This window comes from Pseudoalteromonas sp. C2R02 (genome assembly GCF_018860845.1).
GTDB lineage: Bacteria > Pseudomonadota > Gammaproteobacteria > Enterobacterales > Alteromonadaceae > Pseudoalteromonas.
This window is the reverse complement of the sequence record NZ_JAHKQC010000013.1, coordinates 27408-44784: the sequence shown is the minus strand read 5'-3', so window position 1 is coordinate 44784 and position 17377 is coordinate 27408. Positions and strand designations below refer to the sequence as shown.

Here is a 17377-nt window from a genome sequence, read left to right as displayed (position 1 = left end):
CGTATAAGTTCAGGGGAAAATATGACAATTTTAAAATCTCAAATTAACAGTCACGATCCAGCTTTTGTTGAAAAACAAGCTGCAATGAATGAATTAGTAAAAGATTTGCACAAACAAACAGCAAAATTTATTAAAGGTGGCGGTGATGCATTAATCGAAAGGCATCAAGGTCGGGGTAAAATGTTTGTGCGTGATCGCATTGATACATTAATTGATGAGGGCTCACCATTTTTAGAGATCTCACAATTTGCAGCACACGGCGTATATAAACAAGATATTGCATGTGCAGGCATTGTAGCGGGTATTGGTCGTGTTAAAGGCATAGAATGTATGATCATAGCCAATGATGCAACTGTTAAAGGTGGGACATATTTTCCGCTAACTGTAAAAAAACATTTAAGAGCACAAGATATTGCAGAGCAATGTCATTTGCCTTGTATTTATCTTGTTGATTCAGGTGGTGCAAACTTACCTGAGCAAGATGAAGTTTTCCCTGATAAATTACATTTTGGTCGTATTTTTTATAACCAAGCACGTATGTCAGGCAAAGGTATTCCTCAAATTGCTGTGGTAATGGGTTTATGTACTGCAGGCGGTGCATATGTACCTGCTATGGCTGACGAAAGTATCATAGTAAAAGATCAAGGAACTATCTTTTTAGCTGGTCCACCATTAGTTAAAGCTGCAACGGGTGAAGTTGTTTCTGCAGAAGATTTAGGTGGTGCTGATGTTCATTGTAAAGTATCGGGTGTAGCCGATCATTATGCAGACAACGACGAACATGCGTTATCAATTGCACGCCAATGTATTGAACGTGTTAATCATACCCGCCCTACTGCACCTTTATTAGATGACGTTAAACCACCAAGATATGACGCTTCAGAAATTTATGGCATTGTGGGAACAGACCTTAAAAAACCTTTTGATGTTCGTGATGTCATCGCACGTACTGTTGATGACTCTGCATTTGATGAATTCAAAAAATATTTTGGCGAAACGTTAGTATGTGGTTTTGCTAAAATTTATGGCATGCCTGTAGGTATAGTTGCAAATAATGGCATTTTATTTTCAGAATCAGCACAAAAAGGTGCGCATTTTATACAGTTATGTGCACAAAGAAAAATTCCATTAGTGTTTTTACAAAATATTACTGGTTTTATGGTTGGTCAAAAATATGAAGCTGAAGGCATCGCAAAGCATGGCGCAAAAATGGTAATGGCTGTGTCATGTGCTGATGTACCTAAATTTACTGTCCTTATTGGTGGCTCTTACGGTGCTGGTAACTATGGTATGTGTGGTCGTGCATTTGAACCGACTATGATGTGGATGTGGCCAAACTCTCGTATCTCAGTAATGGGTGGGGAGCAAGCAGCAGGCGTATTAACACAAGTTAAACAAGACGGTTTAGCACGTAAAGGTGCTTCTATGTCAGATGAAGAAGTGGCTGACTTTAAAAAACCAATTATTGATCAATATGAAGAACAAGGTCACCCTTATTATGCCAGCGCCCGTTTATGGGATGACGGAATAATCGACCCTGCTCAAACACGCCATGTATTAGGTTTAGCTTTAAGTGCCTCTAAAAACGCACCTGAAAAAGAATCTAACTTTGGTGTATTTCGTATGTAAGTAAAACTGTAATACTGTTTTGCTTAGACCACGATGTGGTTATCAATTTTAGCCACTTAGTGGCATTTAAATAGAGGTGGCAACACCTCTAAAACTGACAGGAAATCTCATGTCTGTAAATTTAACGATTTCAAACAAAGTTGCTACAGTTACTTTAAATCGCCCTCAAGTTCACAATGCATTTGATGACATCACAATAATACAACTAATAGATGTTATTACACAGGCATGTGAGCAAGATGTACGGATTTTAATTTTAAAAAGTGAAGGTCGACACTTCTCTGCGGGTGCTGATTTAGGTTGGATGAAATCAATGGCTGATAATGACTTTGATGATAATTTTGCTGACTCTCAACAATTAGCAAAATTAATGCATACACTTGCAAACTGCCCTATGCCAACGATTTGTCAAGTTCAAGGTGCTGCATTTGGTGGTGCGCTAGGCTTAATTGCCTGTTGTGACATCGCTTTTGCAAGCCCAGATGCTAAGTTTTGTTTAAGTGAAGTTAAGCTAGGATTAATCCCTGCTGTGATCAGCCCTTATGTGATTAAAGCGATTGGTGAAAGACAATCTCGTCGTTATTTTTTATCAGCTGAAATATTTAAAGCAGATAAAGCGTTAGAACTGGGTTTGATCCACGAAATTACTGACGAACTAGAGTCAACTGTTAATGATGCAATAAAAAACATACTTAATAACAGTCCAAAAGCAGTGATTGCTGCAAAAGAGTTAATTGAAGATGTTGCAAACAAAGAAATTAATCAAACATTACAAGATTTAACAGCTGAACGTATTGCGTCAATTCGTGTATCAGTTGAAGGCCAAGAAGGCTTAAGTGCTTTTTTTGAAAAACGCGCGCCAAATTGGCAACAATAATACTTAAACGATTGAGCATAAAAAGGTAATAAACAATGTTAAAAAAAATACTTATTGCAAACCGTGGTGAGATTGCTTGCCGCGTAATAAAAACAGCCAAGCGTTTAGGTTTAAAAACAGTTGCTGTTTACTCAGATGCAGATAAAAACTCTCTTCACGTGCAACAAGCTGATGAAGCGTATCATATTGGTCCAGCACCAAGTAAAGATTCTTATTTAGTTGCAAGTAAAATAATTGAAGTAGCAAAACGTGCCGGTGCTGATTGCATTCATCCAGGTTACGGATTTTTATCTGAAAACTGTGAGTTTTCTCGTTTATGTAAAGATAATGATATCGCTTTTGTCGGACCACCTGAGTCTGCCATTGAAGCGATGGGCTCTAAATCTCGTTCTAAAGAAATCATGGCTGAGGCTAATGTACCATTAGTACCAGGTTATTATGGCCATAACCAAGATGAGTCATTCTTATTTGAAGAAGCGAATAAGATGGGTTATCCAATTTTACTGAAAGCGGCATTTGGCGGTGGCGGTAAAGGCATGCGTATTGTGAATTCTGAAGATGAATTTATGACTATGTTAGCATCAGCAAAACGTGAAGCGATTTCTGGTTTTGGTAACGATCAAATGTTGCTTGAAAGATACGTTACTAAGCCACGTCATGTTGAAGTACAAGTTTTTGCAGATAATCACGGTAACTGTGTTTATTTAGGCGATAGAGATTGTTCTTTACAACGACGTCATCAAAAAGTAATTGAAGAAGCTCCTGCACCGCAACTATCAGATGCACTTAGAAAAGAAATGGGTGAAGCTGCAGTAAGGTGTGCACAAGCAATTAATTACCAAGGTGCTGGTACAGTTGAGTTTTTATTGTGTGGTGATGAATTCTTCTTTATGGAAATGAATACGCGACTTCAAGTTGAACATCCAGTAACAGAAATGGTAACAGGTGTTGACTTAGTTGAGTGGCAAATTCGAGTTGCATCAAATGAAACTCTAGCTTTAACGCAAGATGACATTACTTTAACAGGTCATTCTTTAGAAGCACGTATATATGCAGAAGACCCATCAGCTGATTTTATGCCATGTTCAGGTATTATTAAGTTACTCGCCACACCAGAAAACTCAAAGCACATCCGTATAGATACAGGTGTAAATACGGGCAGTGAAATCAGTAGTTTCTACGACCCTATGATAGCTAAATTAATTGTTTGGGATGAAACACGTGATTTAGCGATTAAAAGATTACAGTCTGCATTAGAAGAATTTCATTTAGCAGGTTTCCATTGTAATGTGGCCTTTTTACATAACTTAGCAAGTCATGATGGCTTTGTTAAAACACAACCTGATACGCATTTTATAGATGAAAACCAAGATGAGTTAGTTCAAGTAGACAATGCAGATTTAAAAATCTGTAATATTCTTGCAAGTCTTGTATATCTAGATTCTATTAAAAATCAAAATTGCGCCTCACCATGGAACAAGCAACAAGGTTTTAGATTAAACCAAGCTAATAATATTAAAATTCCTTTTACAGAATTAACTAATATATCTGCAGTATGTAATGGCTCGAGTTACAGTTTAACACTTGATGATCAAACTATTACAGCTGATATATTTATCAATGATACCCATATCAACGCTAATATTGACGGTATCAAATACACTGCTGATTATGTATTAGATCAAAATCAAATAGAGTTAATGTATCTAGCAACGACACACAGATATCAGTTAAAAGACAAACATTATGTCAGTGAAGTCGAAAATGATGATGCTTCACTAGCGGCGCCTTTAAACGGCACTGTTGTTAAGCATTTATTAGCGCTTGGCAGTAAAGTCGAAAAAGGTGATGCGATTGTTGTGATTGAAGCCATGAAAATGGAATATACATTGACTGCACCTTATGATGGTACGCTTACGAGCTTCTGTTTTGATGAAGGCGAATTAGTATCACACGGCAACCTATTAGCCATAGTTGATCAGGAAGACGCTTAACCATGACAAAATCAAAATTACCTTCATTTGTTAAAGTCGTTGAAGTGGGTGCACGTGATGGCCTACAGAATGAAACAAAAGTTACAACACAAGATAAAATCGTTCTGATCAATGGATTAGTAGATGCTGGTGTTAAACATATAGAAGCAGGTGCATTTGTATCACCCAAGTGGGTGCCTCAAATGGCAGACTCAAAGCTTGTTATTGAGTCATTAAATCATAACAGCGCTGAATTTAGCGCTTTAACACCTAACTTAAAAGGCGCACAACTGGCTTTTGAAGCGGGTATTAAAGAGTTCGCTATTTTCACAGCTGCCAGTGAAGCGTTTTGCCAAAAAAATATTAATTGCTCTATTGACGAAAGCATAGAACGTTTTAAAGAAATCATGTCTTTTGCCAATGAACATAACATCAAAGTACGTGGTTATGTCAGTTGCGTAATGGGTTGTCCATATCAAGGTGATGTTGAAGTATCTGAAGTAGTTCGTGTATCTAAAATGTTGCTAGATATGGGCTGTTATGAGATCAGCCTAGGCGATACTGTAGGTGTGGGTACACCAGGCAAAACAGAAGCATTAATATCGTCACTACTTCAGGAAATTCCAGCAAATAAGCTAGCTGTACATTTTCATGACACTTATGGGCAAGCGTTGACAAATATTTACGCTGCTCTAAAACTCGGTATCGCCACTGTTGACGCGGCTGTAGCAGGTTTAGGTGGTTGCCCTTATGCTAAAGGTGCGTCAGGAAATGTTGCCACTGAAGACTTAATTTATATGCTTGATGGACTTGGCATTGATACTAATATTGATATAAAAAGGCTCTCGAAAGCGGGCTGGCAAATATCTAAAGCATTAAATAAAGTACCAGCCAGTAAAGTATCCCTTGCTATGCAAGCGGAACTGAGTGAGTAAATTAAATATTTACTATTCTCAAAATTCGAATTTAGTATTATTTTTAGAAGTATTTACCTGTGTTTTTTACTCAGGTAAAACATCATACAATTAAGGGAGCACGCCCAAATGGCAGGTTTCGATAAAGTAGTTTCGAGTTATGCAGAGGCCATGAAAGGTCTAAAAGATGGCGATACAGTGATTGCCGGTGGATTTGGCTTATGTGGTATTCCAGAAGGTTTAATCGCAGAAATTAAAAAGCAAGGTACTAAAGATTTAACTGTAGTATCTAATAACTGTGGTGTTGATGATTTTGGTTTAGGCATATTATTACAAGATAAACAAATCAAAAAAATTATTGCTTCTTATGTAGGTGAAAATGCCCTTTTTGAACAGCAACTATTAAGTGGTGAAATTGATGTTGAATTAACACCTCAAGGTACTTTAGCCGAGAAAATGCGTGCCGGTGGTGCTGGTATTCCTGGTTTCTATACTGCAACGGGTTACGGCACACCTATTGCTGAAGGTAAAGAAGTAAAAGAGTTTAATGGCCGACCTTATATTCTAGAAGAGTCGATTACAGGCGAATTTGCAATTGTTAAAGCATGGAAAGCTGACAGATATGGTAATTTAGTTTTTCGTCATACTGCAATGAACTTTAACCCTATGGCAGCAACAGCAGGTAAAATTACGGTTGTAGAAGTCGAAGAAATTGTAGAGCCTGGTGAATTGTCACCAAGTGAAATTCATACACCGGGTATTTATGTAAACCGTGTTATCAAAGGCACATTTGAAAAACGTATCGAGCGTGTTACTACACGTCCATCTGAATAAGCAATACGGAGAATTATAATGTCTTTATCAAGAGAACAAGTTGCTAAACGTGTTGCACAAGAGCTACAAGATGGTTATTACGTTAACTTAGGAATAGGGATCCCTACCCTAGTTGCTAATTACGTACCTGATGATATAGAAGTAATGTTACAGTCAGAAAACGGACTTTTAGGTATGGGTCAATTCCCTACTGAAGACGAAGTTGATGCAGATATGATCAACGCGGGTAAAGAAACCGTTACAGCAGCCACAGGTGCGGCAATATTTAATAGTGCTGAAAGCTTTGCAATGATACGGGGTGGTCACGTAGACTTAACTGTACTAGGTGCTTTCGAAGTTGACCAAAATGGGTCTATTGCTTCTTGGATGATCCCAAAAAAGTTAATTAAAGGTATGGGCGGCGCAATGGACTTAGTCGCAGGCGCACAAAATATCATAGTAACGATGACTCACGCCAATAAACATGGTGAATCTAAATTATTAGAAGCTTGTACTTTACCTCTAACGGGTGTTAATTGTGTAAAGAAGATAGTGACTGATTTAGCTGTATTAGAAGTAAAAGCTGGCGCATTTCATTTATTAGAGCGTGCACCAGGTGTACCTGTTGATGAAATCATCGCAAAAACTGCTGGTAAGTTAATTGTTGAGGGTGAGATCCCTGAAATGACTTTTGAGTAAACCCTAAACAGAATTTATTGAGCTGTTGATAACAGTTCAATATACCGACCTCATTCCCAACGTCAAAGATGTTGAGAAACCCCCAAAATCCCTCTAGCGAGGGATTTTTTATTTGCTCTTATTATACCATTTGCGTTAATTAACTGATCACGCAGTTGAAATTCTATTAATCAAAACTCAAGCAAATTGAATTGATACAATATCTAGTACCTTCAGGTGTCGGACCATCATCAAAAACATGGCCTAAATGTGAATCACATTTATTACAGCGCACTTCAGTGCGTTTCATACCATGCGATTCATCATGTAAGTACCTCACAGCGTTATCAAAGGGTTTTATAAAAGCAGGCCAACCACAGCCCGTTTGAAACTTGTTACTACCATCAAATAATGGCTGCGCACAACATATACACTTATAGACACCATTTTCAAAATGATTATTATATTCACCTGTATGTGGATATTCAGTACCGCCATGTTCGCACACCGCTTTTTGTTCATCAGTTAAATGTTTAGTCCAACATGTTTTCATCGGCTTCTCTTTATAGATATTTTTGCATGTCGATTACCACCATGGATTGGCAATAATTGAAAATGAAATATTAGGATAGAATAATAGAATGTAATGAGTGAGAAGTTAATAAATATTTGATTCTATCAAGCAGACAGAATCAAATATTTTAATAAGATAAAGTGGGGTTAATTTTTTACTACACAACCTGTTTATTGAACTGTGTAGTAATTTAATTATCTTACTTTTGCGTCGATATCCACAAGATCAGTTAAGTGACATGTGCCATCGTTATGTGTTTTGATACCATGCTCACCAAAATAATCTCTTTGCGCTTGCACTAAGTGACCATTACTTGGTGTTGTTAATGTTGCAAGATAAGTTTGACTCGCTGTTAACACAGGAAAAGCTAAACCTGAAGCGATTGCTAAACCAGACACTTTGCGTAATGCATCTGACTCACTTGTTAACGTATCAATAAACTCAACACCTTGTGCTATTTGATCTAGGTAATCAGCACGTATAATACAGCCAGCACGCCAAGTTTGTAGCGTTTTGCCAAGGTCAACTTTCCACTGATGTGAACGAGATGCACCTTTGATTAATGCCAAACCTTGGCGATAAGCTAGTAAACTCGCTAAATGGAATGCTTGTTTCAACTCTTCTAAATCGATTTTGACTTTAGCAGTTGTTTTCGATGCGTAAGTCATTTCTTTAGCTGCATGCGTTTCTTTAGTATTAGTTAGATGACGTGCTTGTACCGCGGCTACTAAAGATGGAACTGCAATACCTAACTCTAATGCATTTTGTGCAGTCCAAAGTCCTGTACCTTTAGCGCCTACTCTATTATCAATTAAATCAACTAAAGATTCGTTGTTGCTTGTCTCTAATTTAAGAATATGACTAGAAATTGATAATAAGTAACTCTGTAATTCGCCTTCAGACCAAGTATCAAATATTTCTGATATTTCTTTAGGTGATTTACCACAGCCATCACGCAATAATTGGTACATTTCAGCAATTAGCTGCATTAATGCATACTCAATACCGTTGTGAACCATTTTTACAAAGTGACCACTTGCAGAGTGACCTACTCGTGCGAAACAAGATTCATTGTTAAAGTTAGCAGCAATTTTTTCAAAAGAAGGTTCTATACGTTCCCAGCCTCCTTCTGAGCCACTTGCCATCATTGCTGGACCGTGACGTGCGCCTTCAGCACCGCCTGATATACCCATAGTGGCAAATTCAAATTTGTTTTGGTATTTAAGTTTACGAGAAATTCCATCTTTATAATTACTGTTACCACAATCAATGATCATATCATTGATCTCAACACCTGCCTCTACAAGCTCTAGACATACACGATCTACTAACTCGCCAGCTGGTACTAATAATAAAATAGAACGCGGTGCTTCTAGTCTGCGAACCATATCACCGATATCTGAAACGATATGTAAACGCTCAGCAGTACCTTCAGATTTTGCTAAACGTAATAAATCTTCTCCTGCATCTGGATTTTTGTCATATGCAACTAAAGTGACACCTTTTTCTATTAAATTTAGAGCAAGGTTTTTACCCATAACGCCTAAACCAACTAATGCAACCTGCATGTATTTCTCCCGAAGAGCGAAAGTATTAATTTATATAAGTGTATTTCAAAATTAAAATATCATTCATAAAAATTTGAATGATAAAGTCGCGCATTATAGGGTATTATATTTACCTTTCAATGCTTGATTAAAATTAACCTAAATTTATCGTTCTTTTTACCCAAATTTTCACAGTTTTTACAAATCTATTGACGAAGCATGACACCGGTGTCATACTTTTGTCACAATCGTCATTCAGTATGATAATATGACTAGCCATTAGTCAGCATTATAATTTTATACATTCAGGAGCATAAGATGCCTAGACGCACTAAAATCGTTGCAACACTTGGACCCGCTACAGATAGAGATAATAACCTAGAAAAAATTATCAAAGCTGGTGCAAATGTTGTTCGTTTGAACTTTTCCCATGGTGTAGCTCAAGATCATAAAGACCGCGCAGAACAAACCCGTACAATCGCTAAAAAATTAGGTTGCCATGTTGCTATTCTTGCCGATTTACAAGGCCCTAAAATCCGAGTTTCTACTTTTAAAGACTCTAAAGTTACTTTAGAAGTTGGTGCAAAATTTATTCTAGATGCTGATTTAGGTTTAGGCGAAGGCGATATCAATGGCGTTGGTATTGACTATAAAGAATTACCAAATGATGTTTCACCATCAGACTTATTATTATTAAACGATGGTTTAATTCAATTGGTTGTAGATTCTATTGAAGGTAATAAGGTTTTTACAACAGTTACTGTTGGCGGTGTGTTATCTAACAATAAAGGCATTAATCGTTTAGGTGGGGGTTTAACTGCCCCTGCTTTTACTGAAAAAGATGAAGCTGATTTAATAACGGCTGCTGAAATTGAAGTTGACTATATTGCAGTATCTTTCCCGCGTAGCGGTGATGATATGCGTCACGTACGTAATTTAGCAAACCAAGCTGGCAGCAAAGCACAGCTTTTAGCTAAAATTGAACGTGCTGAAGCTGTTGAGTCAGTAGAAGCTATCGATGATATTGTACTTGCATCAGATGCAGTTATGGTAGCACGTGGTGATTTAGGTGTAGAAATCGGTGATGCTGAATTAGTGGGTAAACAAAAACTGATTATACAACGTGCTCGCACATTAAACCGCGTTGTAGTTACTGCGACACAAATGATGGAATCTATGATCGATAACCCTATGCCAACTCGTGCAGAGGTTATGGATGTTGCTAATGCAGTGCTTGATGGTACTGATGCGGTAATGCTTTCAGCAGAAACTGCTGCGGGTGACTACCCAGAAGAAACAGTTGCAACGATGGCACGTGTTTGTAAAGGTGCAGAATCACAACCAGAAACACAAGTTTCTAAACATAGACTTGAATGCATGTTTGAAAATGCATCAGAGACTGTTGCACTAGCAGCTATGTATGCAGCTAACCATTTAGACAGCATTAAAGCGATTGTTGCATTAACTGAGTCAGGTAGTACTGCTAAGCTAATGTCACGTATCACGTCTTCATTACCAATTTACTCTTTATCTCGTCATTCAATGACTTTAGGTCAAACAGCACTTTACCGTGGTGTTTACCCAGTTGAGTTTGATTCAACGCAGTTTGAAGCAAATGATTTAACTAAAGAAGCATTAAATACGCTTGTCGAAAAAGGGATTTTAGAGTCAGGCGATAAAGTGATTTTAACTCACGGTGACGCAATGGAAACTGTTGGCGCGAGTAATACAATGAAGATTCTAACAGTCGCTTAATAATTAGTTAAGTTTATTTCATTTTAAAAACCAGATCTATGATCTGGTTTTTTTTGCTTAATTTGTCATCCTTAACACTCCTGCTTTCTACTAATCATAAGATTATATCTACATTAGATACAATGTTGTCCATCAAACAATAAAATGGGGTCAATTGAATATCTATTTTCTATAAGTAAAAATATAGCCTAAAAGTAACTAAAATAAGTGTTGGCTTTAAATGATAAATCGATACAGATTAGCTGCTTGAACAATTAGAATGACAAGAAAAAAACTAAATGGCAAAAAGAAAGAAAGCCACTCAAGGTGGCTTTAGGGAATGAGGTGGCGGAGAGATAGGGATTTGAACCCTAGATGGGCTATAAACCCATGCCGGTTTTCAAGACCGGTGCATTCGACCACTCTGCCATCTCTCCGTCATTAACTCGTGCATAGTAGCAAAAATTAATATATATGCAAAAAAATCACATAATATAAAATGTAATAATTCAACGTCATTCCACCCCTTTTGTATTGTTATCTTTACATAATTTAGATTCAATTATTATTTTTTCTTACTAGGTGTAATTTCTTTAAAATAAACAACATTGTCCCATTTATGCTTATTTTTCATAAAAGGAACTAAATTTGTGTAGTTAAAATATAATATGTCTTCAATTTGTTCTGGTTGTTCTAGTGTATCTAAATTTACAACACAAACTGTACATTTATGTTTGGAGGTTTTCACTTCGAAACTATCAGTTTCTGACTTTTTAACTAGCTTTGTTTTCATATCTATAAAGTCGACATATGTACCAGAACTACCTGTAATGTGAGAGACAAAATAATCATCACCGAACTCTTTTAGCATTACTTTTCCAGCATTTTCAGTTTCATGCACTAAGTTTTTTTCTACATGGAAAGTATGGCCCCAAATTAAAACTTTTTTACCAGGGTATTGGTTTGCTATCCAAACAAGATTATTACCTATTTCTTTACTACGTAAATCTTCAATTTGCCATTGTCGATATGTCTGGGCTTTAAGCCCCGCTATAATTCGAAGCCAAAAAGAACGTCTATTTTTTATATTATTTGCATGTACCTTTAACGCATTATAGTTTTTTTGGAATTGCTTGAGTTTGGTATCATTTGGTTTTAGTGATTTTACCTTTAGAACTAATTCAAATTCTTGCCTTAATTTTTTCCACTGAGTCTCTGTAAATTCATTAGTAAACCCCGGCAATTCTTTAGATAAATCATTTAGTAAATATTGATTAGATAGTGAACCTGTATGCTGGCTATCAAATCCAGCTAATATTAAAGGTCTATTTGTATGTTGAGTCTTTTCTATATATTTAAACAAAGGTGACATTTCTGCACTATTTGCATACATATAGAATATATTACCAGGTGCATTTTTTTCTATTGATTTTCCAGATGATAAATAGTCACGATAAAGCATATCAATATCAAAAAGACCGCTTTCAATTATAAATACATCGAAATTATGTTTTTGATGCATGTACTGAACAAATTGAGCCTTAAAATCAAAAACATTCCCTGCTCCATGGCTTTGCTCACCTAATGCGACATAACTTTTATCAGATATTTGTTTTGATAATTTATTGAATTGTAGTTTATAGTTTACTTCTCCAATAGCTTTACCTGAGAAAACTGCGTTCAGTAATACGACGCAAGCAACTACTTTTATTATTGTCATTGTTATAGTCCCTAAAATATAGTCAAAGGAACTTATAATAAAAACATTTCTGCTTCCATTAGACTTAAGTATAAAAACTTCAATCAATTAGTAATTATGTTTAAACCCTTTAAATCCGGTTGTAGTGTATTATTTTTAGGCATAAAAAGACCTCTAAATAGAGGCTTTTAATTTACTTGCGTATCTATTAAACAGTTACTTGGCTTTGCCAATCTTTTCTGCCCAAAAATCATCTAATTCTTTTGATTTATCAATATTAATTTCTACACCTAAGCCATTTTTATAACAGAGCGCTAAAGTTAATGCAGTGTATGGTGCTTCTAAATAAATAGATTCAAGTAAAGGTACAGCTGCTTCATAGTCTTTATTTTCAAAATAATGCATTGCTAATGCTGAAATAGCCAGTTCAGACCCTTTAACTGCACTTTCTTGAGCGGCTTGCCAATATTTAATGACTTCTTGCCAATCAGTATTATCTTTTCCGCCAATTAACTTGGTTAATAGCCCTACTCTGAAATTTGATAAACATCTAAGCTCTGCATCTATATCATCTCTGTCTAATAAAGATAAATACCAAGTTTTAGCTTGTTTATAATTAGCAAAAACAACTGTACTACCAAATGGACCTGGCGTAACACGAGTTGAAAAGTGCATATCGGCAGCTTCAATTAAACTAGCTAAATGGCCTTTTTCAGCGCCTGTGACGATACAATCTTCAGCATCTTTTTTTAATTTATCTTTGGCTTCTTTTTTCTTCATGCCTTCAGGAATAGGCGCTTTATATGCATCATTAAATACAAGTTTAGCGGCAAATAAACCAGCATCAAAATCACCATCATCATACAAAGCAAATAACTCTTCACCTTTACGCTTGGTATATAGTTCTTGTAAATCCATTGGTATTCCTAAGTTTCACTGGTTTTTATTTTATAACACCGTAATTTAACACAAAATACAGTAACGATATTAGTTTTTTAATCTGTTATTTTTGCCTGTTTTAATTTGTTTATCGTTTTCTGGGCAAGCTTAAAAGCCCCTGTTGATGAAAGCCTTTGACGACATCGTAATTTAAATTCGGATTCATCTATGATGTCTGCTTCAAAAATATATTCTAGCTCACTAATTATGTTTGCTTCATATACTGCTTGTGCAATTTCACATGTTGCTGATTTAACTTTTGTTTGATTAGCAATAGCATTAATTATTTCCGTTGGTAATTGCCAATGCTTAGCAATTGCATAAGTTAATCTCGTTGAAAATGTAGAAATTAAGTTTTTAAATGCTTGTGAGTTAGGCGGTACATTTGGGTCTACATGACTAAATGCTTCGATCATTATTTGGAAAATAACCATTTTTCCTAAATTTCTTATAAGACCTACTAAATATGCAGTAGAACCATCTTTATTATCATTTGAGTTTATATATATATCTTTAGAATAAATTGCAGTTTTAAGGCTATGTTGCCATATTTTCTCACCAAATTGTTTAAAATATATATTACTACTAGGTGATAATTTCTTTGTATAACTTATCAAAACACTTTCGTATAAACCTTGAGAACCAAGGTTCATAAATGCTGATTTAAGATCCGTAACTTGCCTTTCACTTCGTTTATAAAAAGCACTGTTTGCCGTTTTTATCACATCAGCTGCAATACTAGGTTCTTGTTCGATAATCTTTAATATTTCATTAAGATTAAAATCATCTTCTTTCATTGTAGTCATCAAAATGGTGACTGTAGATGGCAGAACAGGCAGTTTATCTATCAATGTTTTAGGTGACAGTAATAATAGCTCAATTTTTGATGAGACAAATACACTAAACGGGTCTAGTTTATTTTGCTTTTCTGATTGACCAAATAAATAATGATGAAAATCAGCATCGTGTTGGTTGATTGGTTTTATAGTTATACCAGTAGAAGAAACAGATGATGATTGGGTAAAATCAATTGTTTGGGGCTGGATTTTTGAATCTACACTATTACGTGTTCTTTCAAAATACTCTAAATCTGGTGTATTTTTTATTTTTTTTGAAAATAACGCTTTTAATAATTTTTTAAACAACTGATGGACCTTTAAGCAAATAACATAAATATCCTTATCTGTATGGTTCTACTTCCATGTGTTTAAATACCCCTTACAAATATAAGGGATATTTCAAGGTCGCGAGTATATCAGGTTTAGTTTTCAGTTATAGAGTTTTAAATCTAAAAACCCATAATTAGCTATATACGGGGCAAGATGAAAACAGTTTAGAAACAGAGCCTAGTATCCCATTTTTATTTTTATACCATATCTTTTCATAAGGAATTTTTTGATGTGCAAATACAGACCCCTTATTATCGTAAATACTAAATGTAATATCAGTAGAGCATTCAGTATCTTTTGCAGCCGATGATAAACCAAAGCTCAGTATCGCTGTTCCCCTGCCCTTTTTCACACCAGAAGGTCTACAAGACCAATCACCTCTTTTTCCGTCGAAAGATACGCCACCGCATGTAGTTACAACGTCTCCATGATCGCCTGAATATAAATAATCAATTTTTAAGATAAGTCGGTCATCAATATCGGATACAACCTGAGCCTTAATAACTGACATCGTTTCCCAATTACGGATGAATTGTTCAACTGGAATATCATTTTGAGGCTGATTATAAATGATCAACCCTTCATTTTTTATAGTTGCAGGTTTAAGGCTAACTAACAGGATTATTATTAATAATACTGAGTAAACGACGATCCTTGTTTTCATTTTAATTCCTTAATACCTTTGATTATAGCCGCTTTATAAATGTGACTTTATTTCTTCTAGTGTTGTGTTAAAGTTTTTGTAATCAATTCTTATTGGATGATATTGTTCATCGAGATGTAATACAAGAGAAGGAAAGCCTTGTATTGGCATTTTTTGTATCAAATTAATTTCTGATATCAATTTATTATTAATCTCATCACTTTTTAACTTTTGTTCGAATTCAATCTTATCTATTCCCAAGCATTGCGCTAACTGGATCAGGACGTCATTATTTGATGGGTTTTGTGCTTCAAGGTAATAAGCTTTTTGAATAGATTCAAGCATTTGAGTTTCTAACTGATAGTCTCTTGCAATAATCACTGCACGACATGCTGGATAAGTTGAACGTTTCGGCGTTCTATCACGCCAAAAATCATGATTAAACTCAGTACCTAGATCTTTTTCTATTTTTTGCCATGTTGATTGTAAAAACTCTTGCATTGGCATTGGCATAGCCACATCAGAATCGGGCGCCAATCCGCCAACTTTATATTCGATATCAACTAAAGGCGCTAAAACCTGTTGTAATTTTTGCCACGTTTTCTTATATCCCCAGCACCAGCTACACATGGGATCATATATATAAAATAAAGTAGGTCTATTCATGATAGTTACAACATCAAAAAGGTAAATCTGTACATTAAAGATTTACCTATAAATGTCTACTATTTTCTAGGGTTTAAAGCTTATAACTCAATTGCATACCAACTAAATATACATCGCCACTGGCTTCACCAGAAAAGTCAACTTGTGCTATATCCATTAAGTTGAGTGATTCATCTATTTCAGCATCACCATGGGCTTTTATATAAGTAACTGAGAAATCTAAAGTAAGATCTTCACTTGCTTGATAACCTAAACCAGAGCTGAACCATAAACGATCTGAGTCTGGAATACTTAATGTACGATGTTCATTATCAACTGCAGTTTGATCTAGTGCGATACCCGCTCTATATAACAAGTCATCATTAATTTGATAGGTAGAACCAATTGCAAAACGCCAGTTATCTTCAAAGTTTTCCTCTTTAACTAAATCTGAGTCAATACCACCTTTTGGTTTTGTTTCACCTGGGAAATAAGCAACGAGTTCGTCGAATACACTCCACTGTGTCCAGTTTATACTGGTATGCATAGCAAAGTTATCTGATAGTTGATGGTATGATGAAACTTCTGCAAAAGCTGGTAATTCAATAGGTAGATTCCCTTCTACACTTATATTTTCACTACCTGTGTACAATAATCCAGATGCTGCCCCATCTAGTTTTAATTTAACTTCACTGTGATAGGCAAAACCAAGTCTATGAATGGGTGATAGCTGCCAAGTGGTTCCTATATTCCAACCATGGCTAATATCATCGCCTTCCATACTTTTCAGGGCTGTACCACCATCAGGTAATTGTCCTGCGATTGGCTCGGGTAACTTAGTCTTTAAACCATCTATCCAACCTGGAACCGATGCACTAATACTACCCTCACCATATACAAGTCTTAATCCAACACCTACACTAAACTTAGAATTGATTTTATAAGCAATATTTGGGTTAAATTCAACCGTCGTAATTGATGTATGGTTGCCAAAAATGGCAGCAGTATGCGTATCTGGAATATTAGTTTCTAAACCGAAATTTGAATTAATGCCCAATCCCCATGTCCATTTAGCATTTATTTGTTCAGCAAAAAACATATTAGGCACAATCGCATTTGGCGCAACATCTTTCATGTCAGCATTCATGATAATAGGTTCAGGACCAAATAACGGTGATGATAATGACACATCACCTAATACATCAACATTAGGCATTACATATACTGCACCTATACTAAAATGGCTACCTTCTAGGTAGGTCAACATTGCAGGGTTTCTAGCTTGTGTTGTCGCATTATCTGCTATTGCAGCTTCACCAGCATAAGCACGACCTAAGCCTGTTGCTGAAGATTCTGCTAACTTAAAACTTGCCGCTGATACTTGTGAAATGCAGCCAAATAATGCTGAAGATACAGCAATAGTTAAAATACGCTTGTTCATTAATTCTCTCTTAATCTTATATTTCACAAATAGAGTTATTACTCTATTTATTTTGTTCGAGAGTTTACTTAGGCAAAAGTGCATTGCAAGTAAATGAAGATG

General features: G+C 35.8%; 15 protein-coding genes and 1 tRNA gene. 7 read left to right on the top strand and 9 right to left on the bottom strand.

Annotation, left to right across the window (positions count from 1 at the left end; all coding sequences use genetic code 11):
* Positions 1 to 21: 21 nt before the first annotated feature.
* The 6 genes from KO527_RS03045 (at position 22) to KO527_RS03020 (ending at position 6905) form a co-directional block, all read left to right on the top strand.
* Positions 22 to 1629, top strand: coding sequence for a carboxyl transferase domain-containing protein (locus tag KO527_RS03045; RefSeq protein WP_216038909.1), 1608 nt, complete (start codon positions 22 to 24; stop codon positions 1627 to 1629).
* A 109-nt stretch (positions 1630 to 1738) separates the two neighbouring features.
* Complete coding sequence (locus KO527_RS03040) at positions 1739 to 2506, top strand: enoyl-CoA hydratase-related protein (RefSeq protein ID WP_216038908.1); 768 nt, start codon at positions 1739 to 1741, stop codon at positions 2504 to 2506.
* 35 nt (positions 2507 to 2541) lie between these two features.
* Positions 2542 to 4500, top strand: coding sequence for an acetyl/propionyl/methylcrotonyl-CoA carboxylase subunit alpha (locus KO527_RS03035; protein WP_216038907.1), 1959 nt, complete (start codon positions 2542 to 2544; stop codon positions 4498 to 4500).
* A 2-nt stretch (positions 4501 to 4502) separates the two neighbouring features.
* Positions 4503 to 5414 (top strand): hydroxymethylglutaryl-CoA lyase, encoded by a 912-nt coding sequence (locus KO527_RS03030; protein WP_216038906.1) that lies wholly within the window; start codon positions 4503 to 4505, stop codon positions 5412 to 5414.
* Between the two features lie 108 nt (positions 5415 to 5522).
* The gene (locus tag KO527_RS03025; protein WP_216038905.1) at positions 5523 to 6227 is read left to right on the top strand and encodes a CoA transferase subunit A; all 705 of its coding nucleotides are present in this window, start codon (positions 5523 to 5525) and stop codon (positions 6225 to 6227) included.
* Between the two features lie 18 nt (positions 6228 to 6245).
* Positions 6246 to 6905: a 3-oxoacid CoA-transferase subunit B gene (locus KO527_RS03020; protein ID WP_216038904.1), complete on the top strand. Its 660-nt coding sequence runs from the start codon at positions 6246 to 6248 to the stop codon at positions 6903 to 6905.
* Positions 6906 to 7071: 166 nt separating this feature from the next.
* On the opposite strand, the gene msrB is transcribed toward KO527_RS03020, so the two are convergent.
* A complete protein-coding gene (gene msrB / locus KO527_RS03015) occupies positions 7072 to 7437 on the bottom strand; it encodes a peptide-methionine (R)-S-oxide reductase MsrB (RefSeq protein WP_216038903.1) in 366 nt (121 codons plus the stop codon).
* Between the two features lie 215 nt (positions 7438 to 7652).
* On the bottom strand, positions 7653 to 9026 hold the full coding sequence (gene gndA / locus KO527_RS03010) for an NADP-dependent phosphogluconate dehydrogenase (protein ID WP_216038902.1): 1374 nt from the start codon (positions 9024 to 9026) through the stop codon (positions 7653 to 7655).
* Between the two features lie 297 nt (positions 9027 to 9323).
* Between gndA and pyk the strand changes: the two genes are divergently transcribed.
* Positions 9324 to 10760 carry a pyruvate kinase gene (gene pyk, locus KO527_RS03005; RefSeq protein ID WP_216038901.1) on the top strand — a complete coding sequence of 479 codons (1437 nt, stop codon included), beginning with the start codon at positions 9324 to 9326 and terminating at the stop codon, positions 10758 to 10760.
* Between the two features lie 325 nt (positions 10761 to 11085).
* Here the strand turns inward: pyk and KO527_RS03000 are convergent.
* The 7 genes from KO527_RS03000 to KO527_RS02970 form a co-directional block, all read right to left on the bottom strand.
* Positions 11086 to 11176, bottom strand: a tRNA-Ser gene (locus tag KO527_RS03000).
* A 128-nt stretch (positions 11177 to 11304) separates the two neighbouring features.
* Positions 11305 to 12459 (bottom strand): erythromycin esterase family protein, encoded by a 1155-nt coding sequence (locus KO527_RS02995; RefSeq protein ID WP_216038900.1) that lies wholly within the window; start codon positions 12457 to 12459, stop codon positions 11305 to 11307.
* 195 nt (positions 12460 to 12654) lie between these two features.
* Positions 12655 to 13356, bottom strand: coding sequence for a hypothetical protein (locus tag KO527_RS02990; protein ID WP_216038899.1), 702 nt, complete (start codon positions 13354 to 13356; stop codon positions 12655 to 12657).
* A 77-nt stretch (positions 13357 to 13433) separates the two neighbouring features.
* Positions 13434 to 14522: an HDOD domain-containing protein gene (locus KO527_RS02985; RefSeq protein ID WP_216038898.1), complete on the bottom strand. Its 1089-nt coding sequence runs from the start codon at positions 14520 to 14522 to the stop codon at positions 13434 to 13436.
* Between the two features lie 157 nt (positions 14523 to 14679).
* Positions 14680 to 15210 (bottom strand): hypothetical protein, encoded by a 531-nt coding sequence (locus KO527_RS02980; protein WP_216038897.1) that lies wholly within the window; start codon positions 15208 to 15210, stop codon positions 14680 to 14682.
* 33 nt (positions 15211 to 15243) lie between these two features.
* Positions 15244 to 15855: a DsbA family protein gene (locus KO527_RS02975; protein WP_216038896.1), complete on the bottom strand. Its 612-nt coding sequence runs from the start codon at positions 15853 to 15855 to the stop codon at positions 15244 to 15246.
* Positions 15856 to 15928: 73 nt separating this feature from the next.
* On the bottom strand, positions 15929 to 17275 hold the full coding sequence (locus KO527_RS02970) for an outer membrane protein transport protein (protein WP_216038895.1): 1347 nt from the start codon (positions 17273 to 17275) through the stop codon (positions 15929 to 15931).
* Between the last annotated feature and the right edge of the window lie 102 nt (positions 17276 to 17377).

Bases quoted from the DNA above. Each gene is read 5' to 3' on its own strand.
- msrB (WP_216038903.1), bottom strand. From the start codon at position 7,437: ATGAAAACATGTTGGACTAAACATTTAACTGATGAACAAAAAGCGGTG.
- pyk (WP_216038901.1), top strand. From the start codon at position 9,324: ATGCCTAGACGCACTAAAATCGTTGCAACACTTGGACCCGCTACAGAT.
- gndA (WP_216038902.1), bottom strand. From the start codon at position 9,026: ATGCAGGTTGCATTAGTTGGTTTAGGCGTTATGGGTAAAAACCTTGCT.
- KO527_RS03020 (WP_216038904.1), top strand. From the start codon at position 6,246: ATGTCTTTATCAAGAGAACAAGTTGCTAAACGTGTTGCACAAGAGCTA.
- KO527_RS03035 (WP_216038907.1), top strand. From the start codon at position 2,542: ATGTTAAAAAAAATACTTATTGCAAACCGTGGTGAGATTGCTTGCCGC.
- KO527_RS03040 (WP_216038908.1), top strand. From the start codon at position 1,739: ATGTCTGTAAATTTAACGATTTCAAACAAAGTTGCTACAGTTACTTTA.
- KO527_RS02995 (WP_216038900.1), bottom strand. From the start codon at position 12,459: ATGACAATAATAAAAGTAGTTGCTTGCGTCGTATTACTGAACGCAGTT.
- KO527_RS02990 (WP_216038899.1), bottom strand. From the start codon at position 13,356: ATGGATTTACAAGAACTATATACCAAGCGTAAAGGTGAAGAGTTATTT.
- KO527_RS03030 (WP_216038906.1), top strand. From the start codon at position 4,503: ATGACAAAATCAAAATTACCTTCATTTGTTAAAGTCGTTGAAGTGGGT.
- KO527_RS02970 (WP_216038895.1), bottom strand. From the start codon at position 17,275: ATGAACAAGCGTATTTTAACTATTGCTGTATCTTCAGCATTATTTGGC.
- KO527_RS02980 (WP_216038897.1), bottom strand. From the start codon at position 15,210: ATGAAAACAAGGATCGTCGTTTACTCAGTATTATTAATAATAATCCTG.
- KO527_RS02975 (WP_216038896.1), bottom strand. From the start codon at position 15,855: ATGAATAGACCTACTTTATTTTATATATATGATCCCATGTGTAGCTGG.
- KO527_RS03025 (WP_216038905.1), top strand. From the start codon at position 5,523: ATGGCAGGTTTCGATAAAGTAGTTTCGAGTTATGCAGAGGCCATGAAA.
- KO527_RS03045 (WP_216038909.1), top strand. From the start codon at position 22: ATGACAATTTTAAAATCTCAAATTAACAGTCACGATCCAGCTTTTGTT.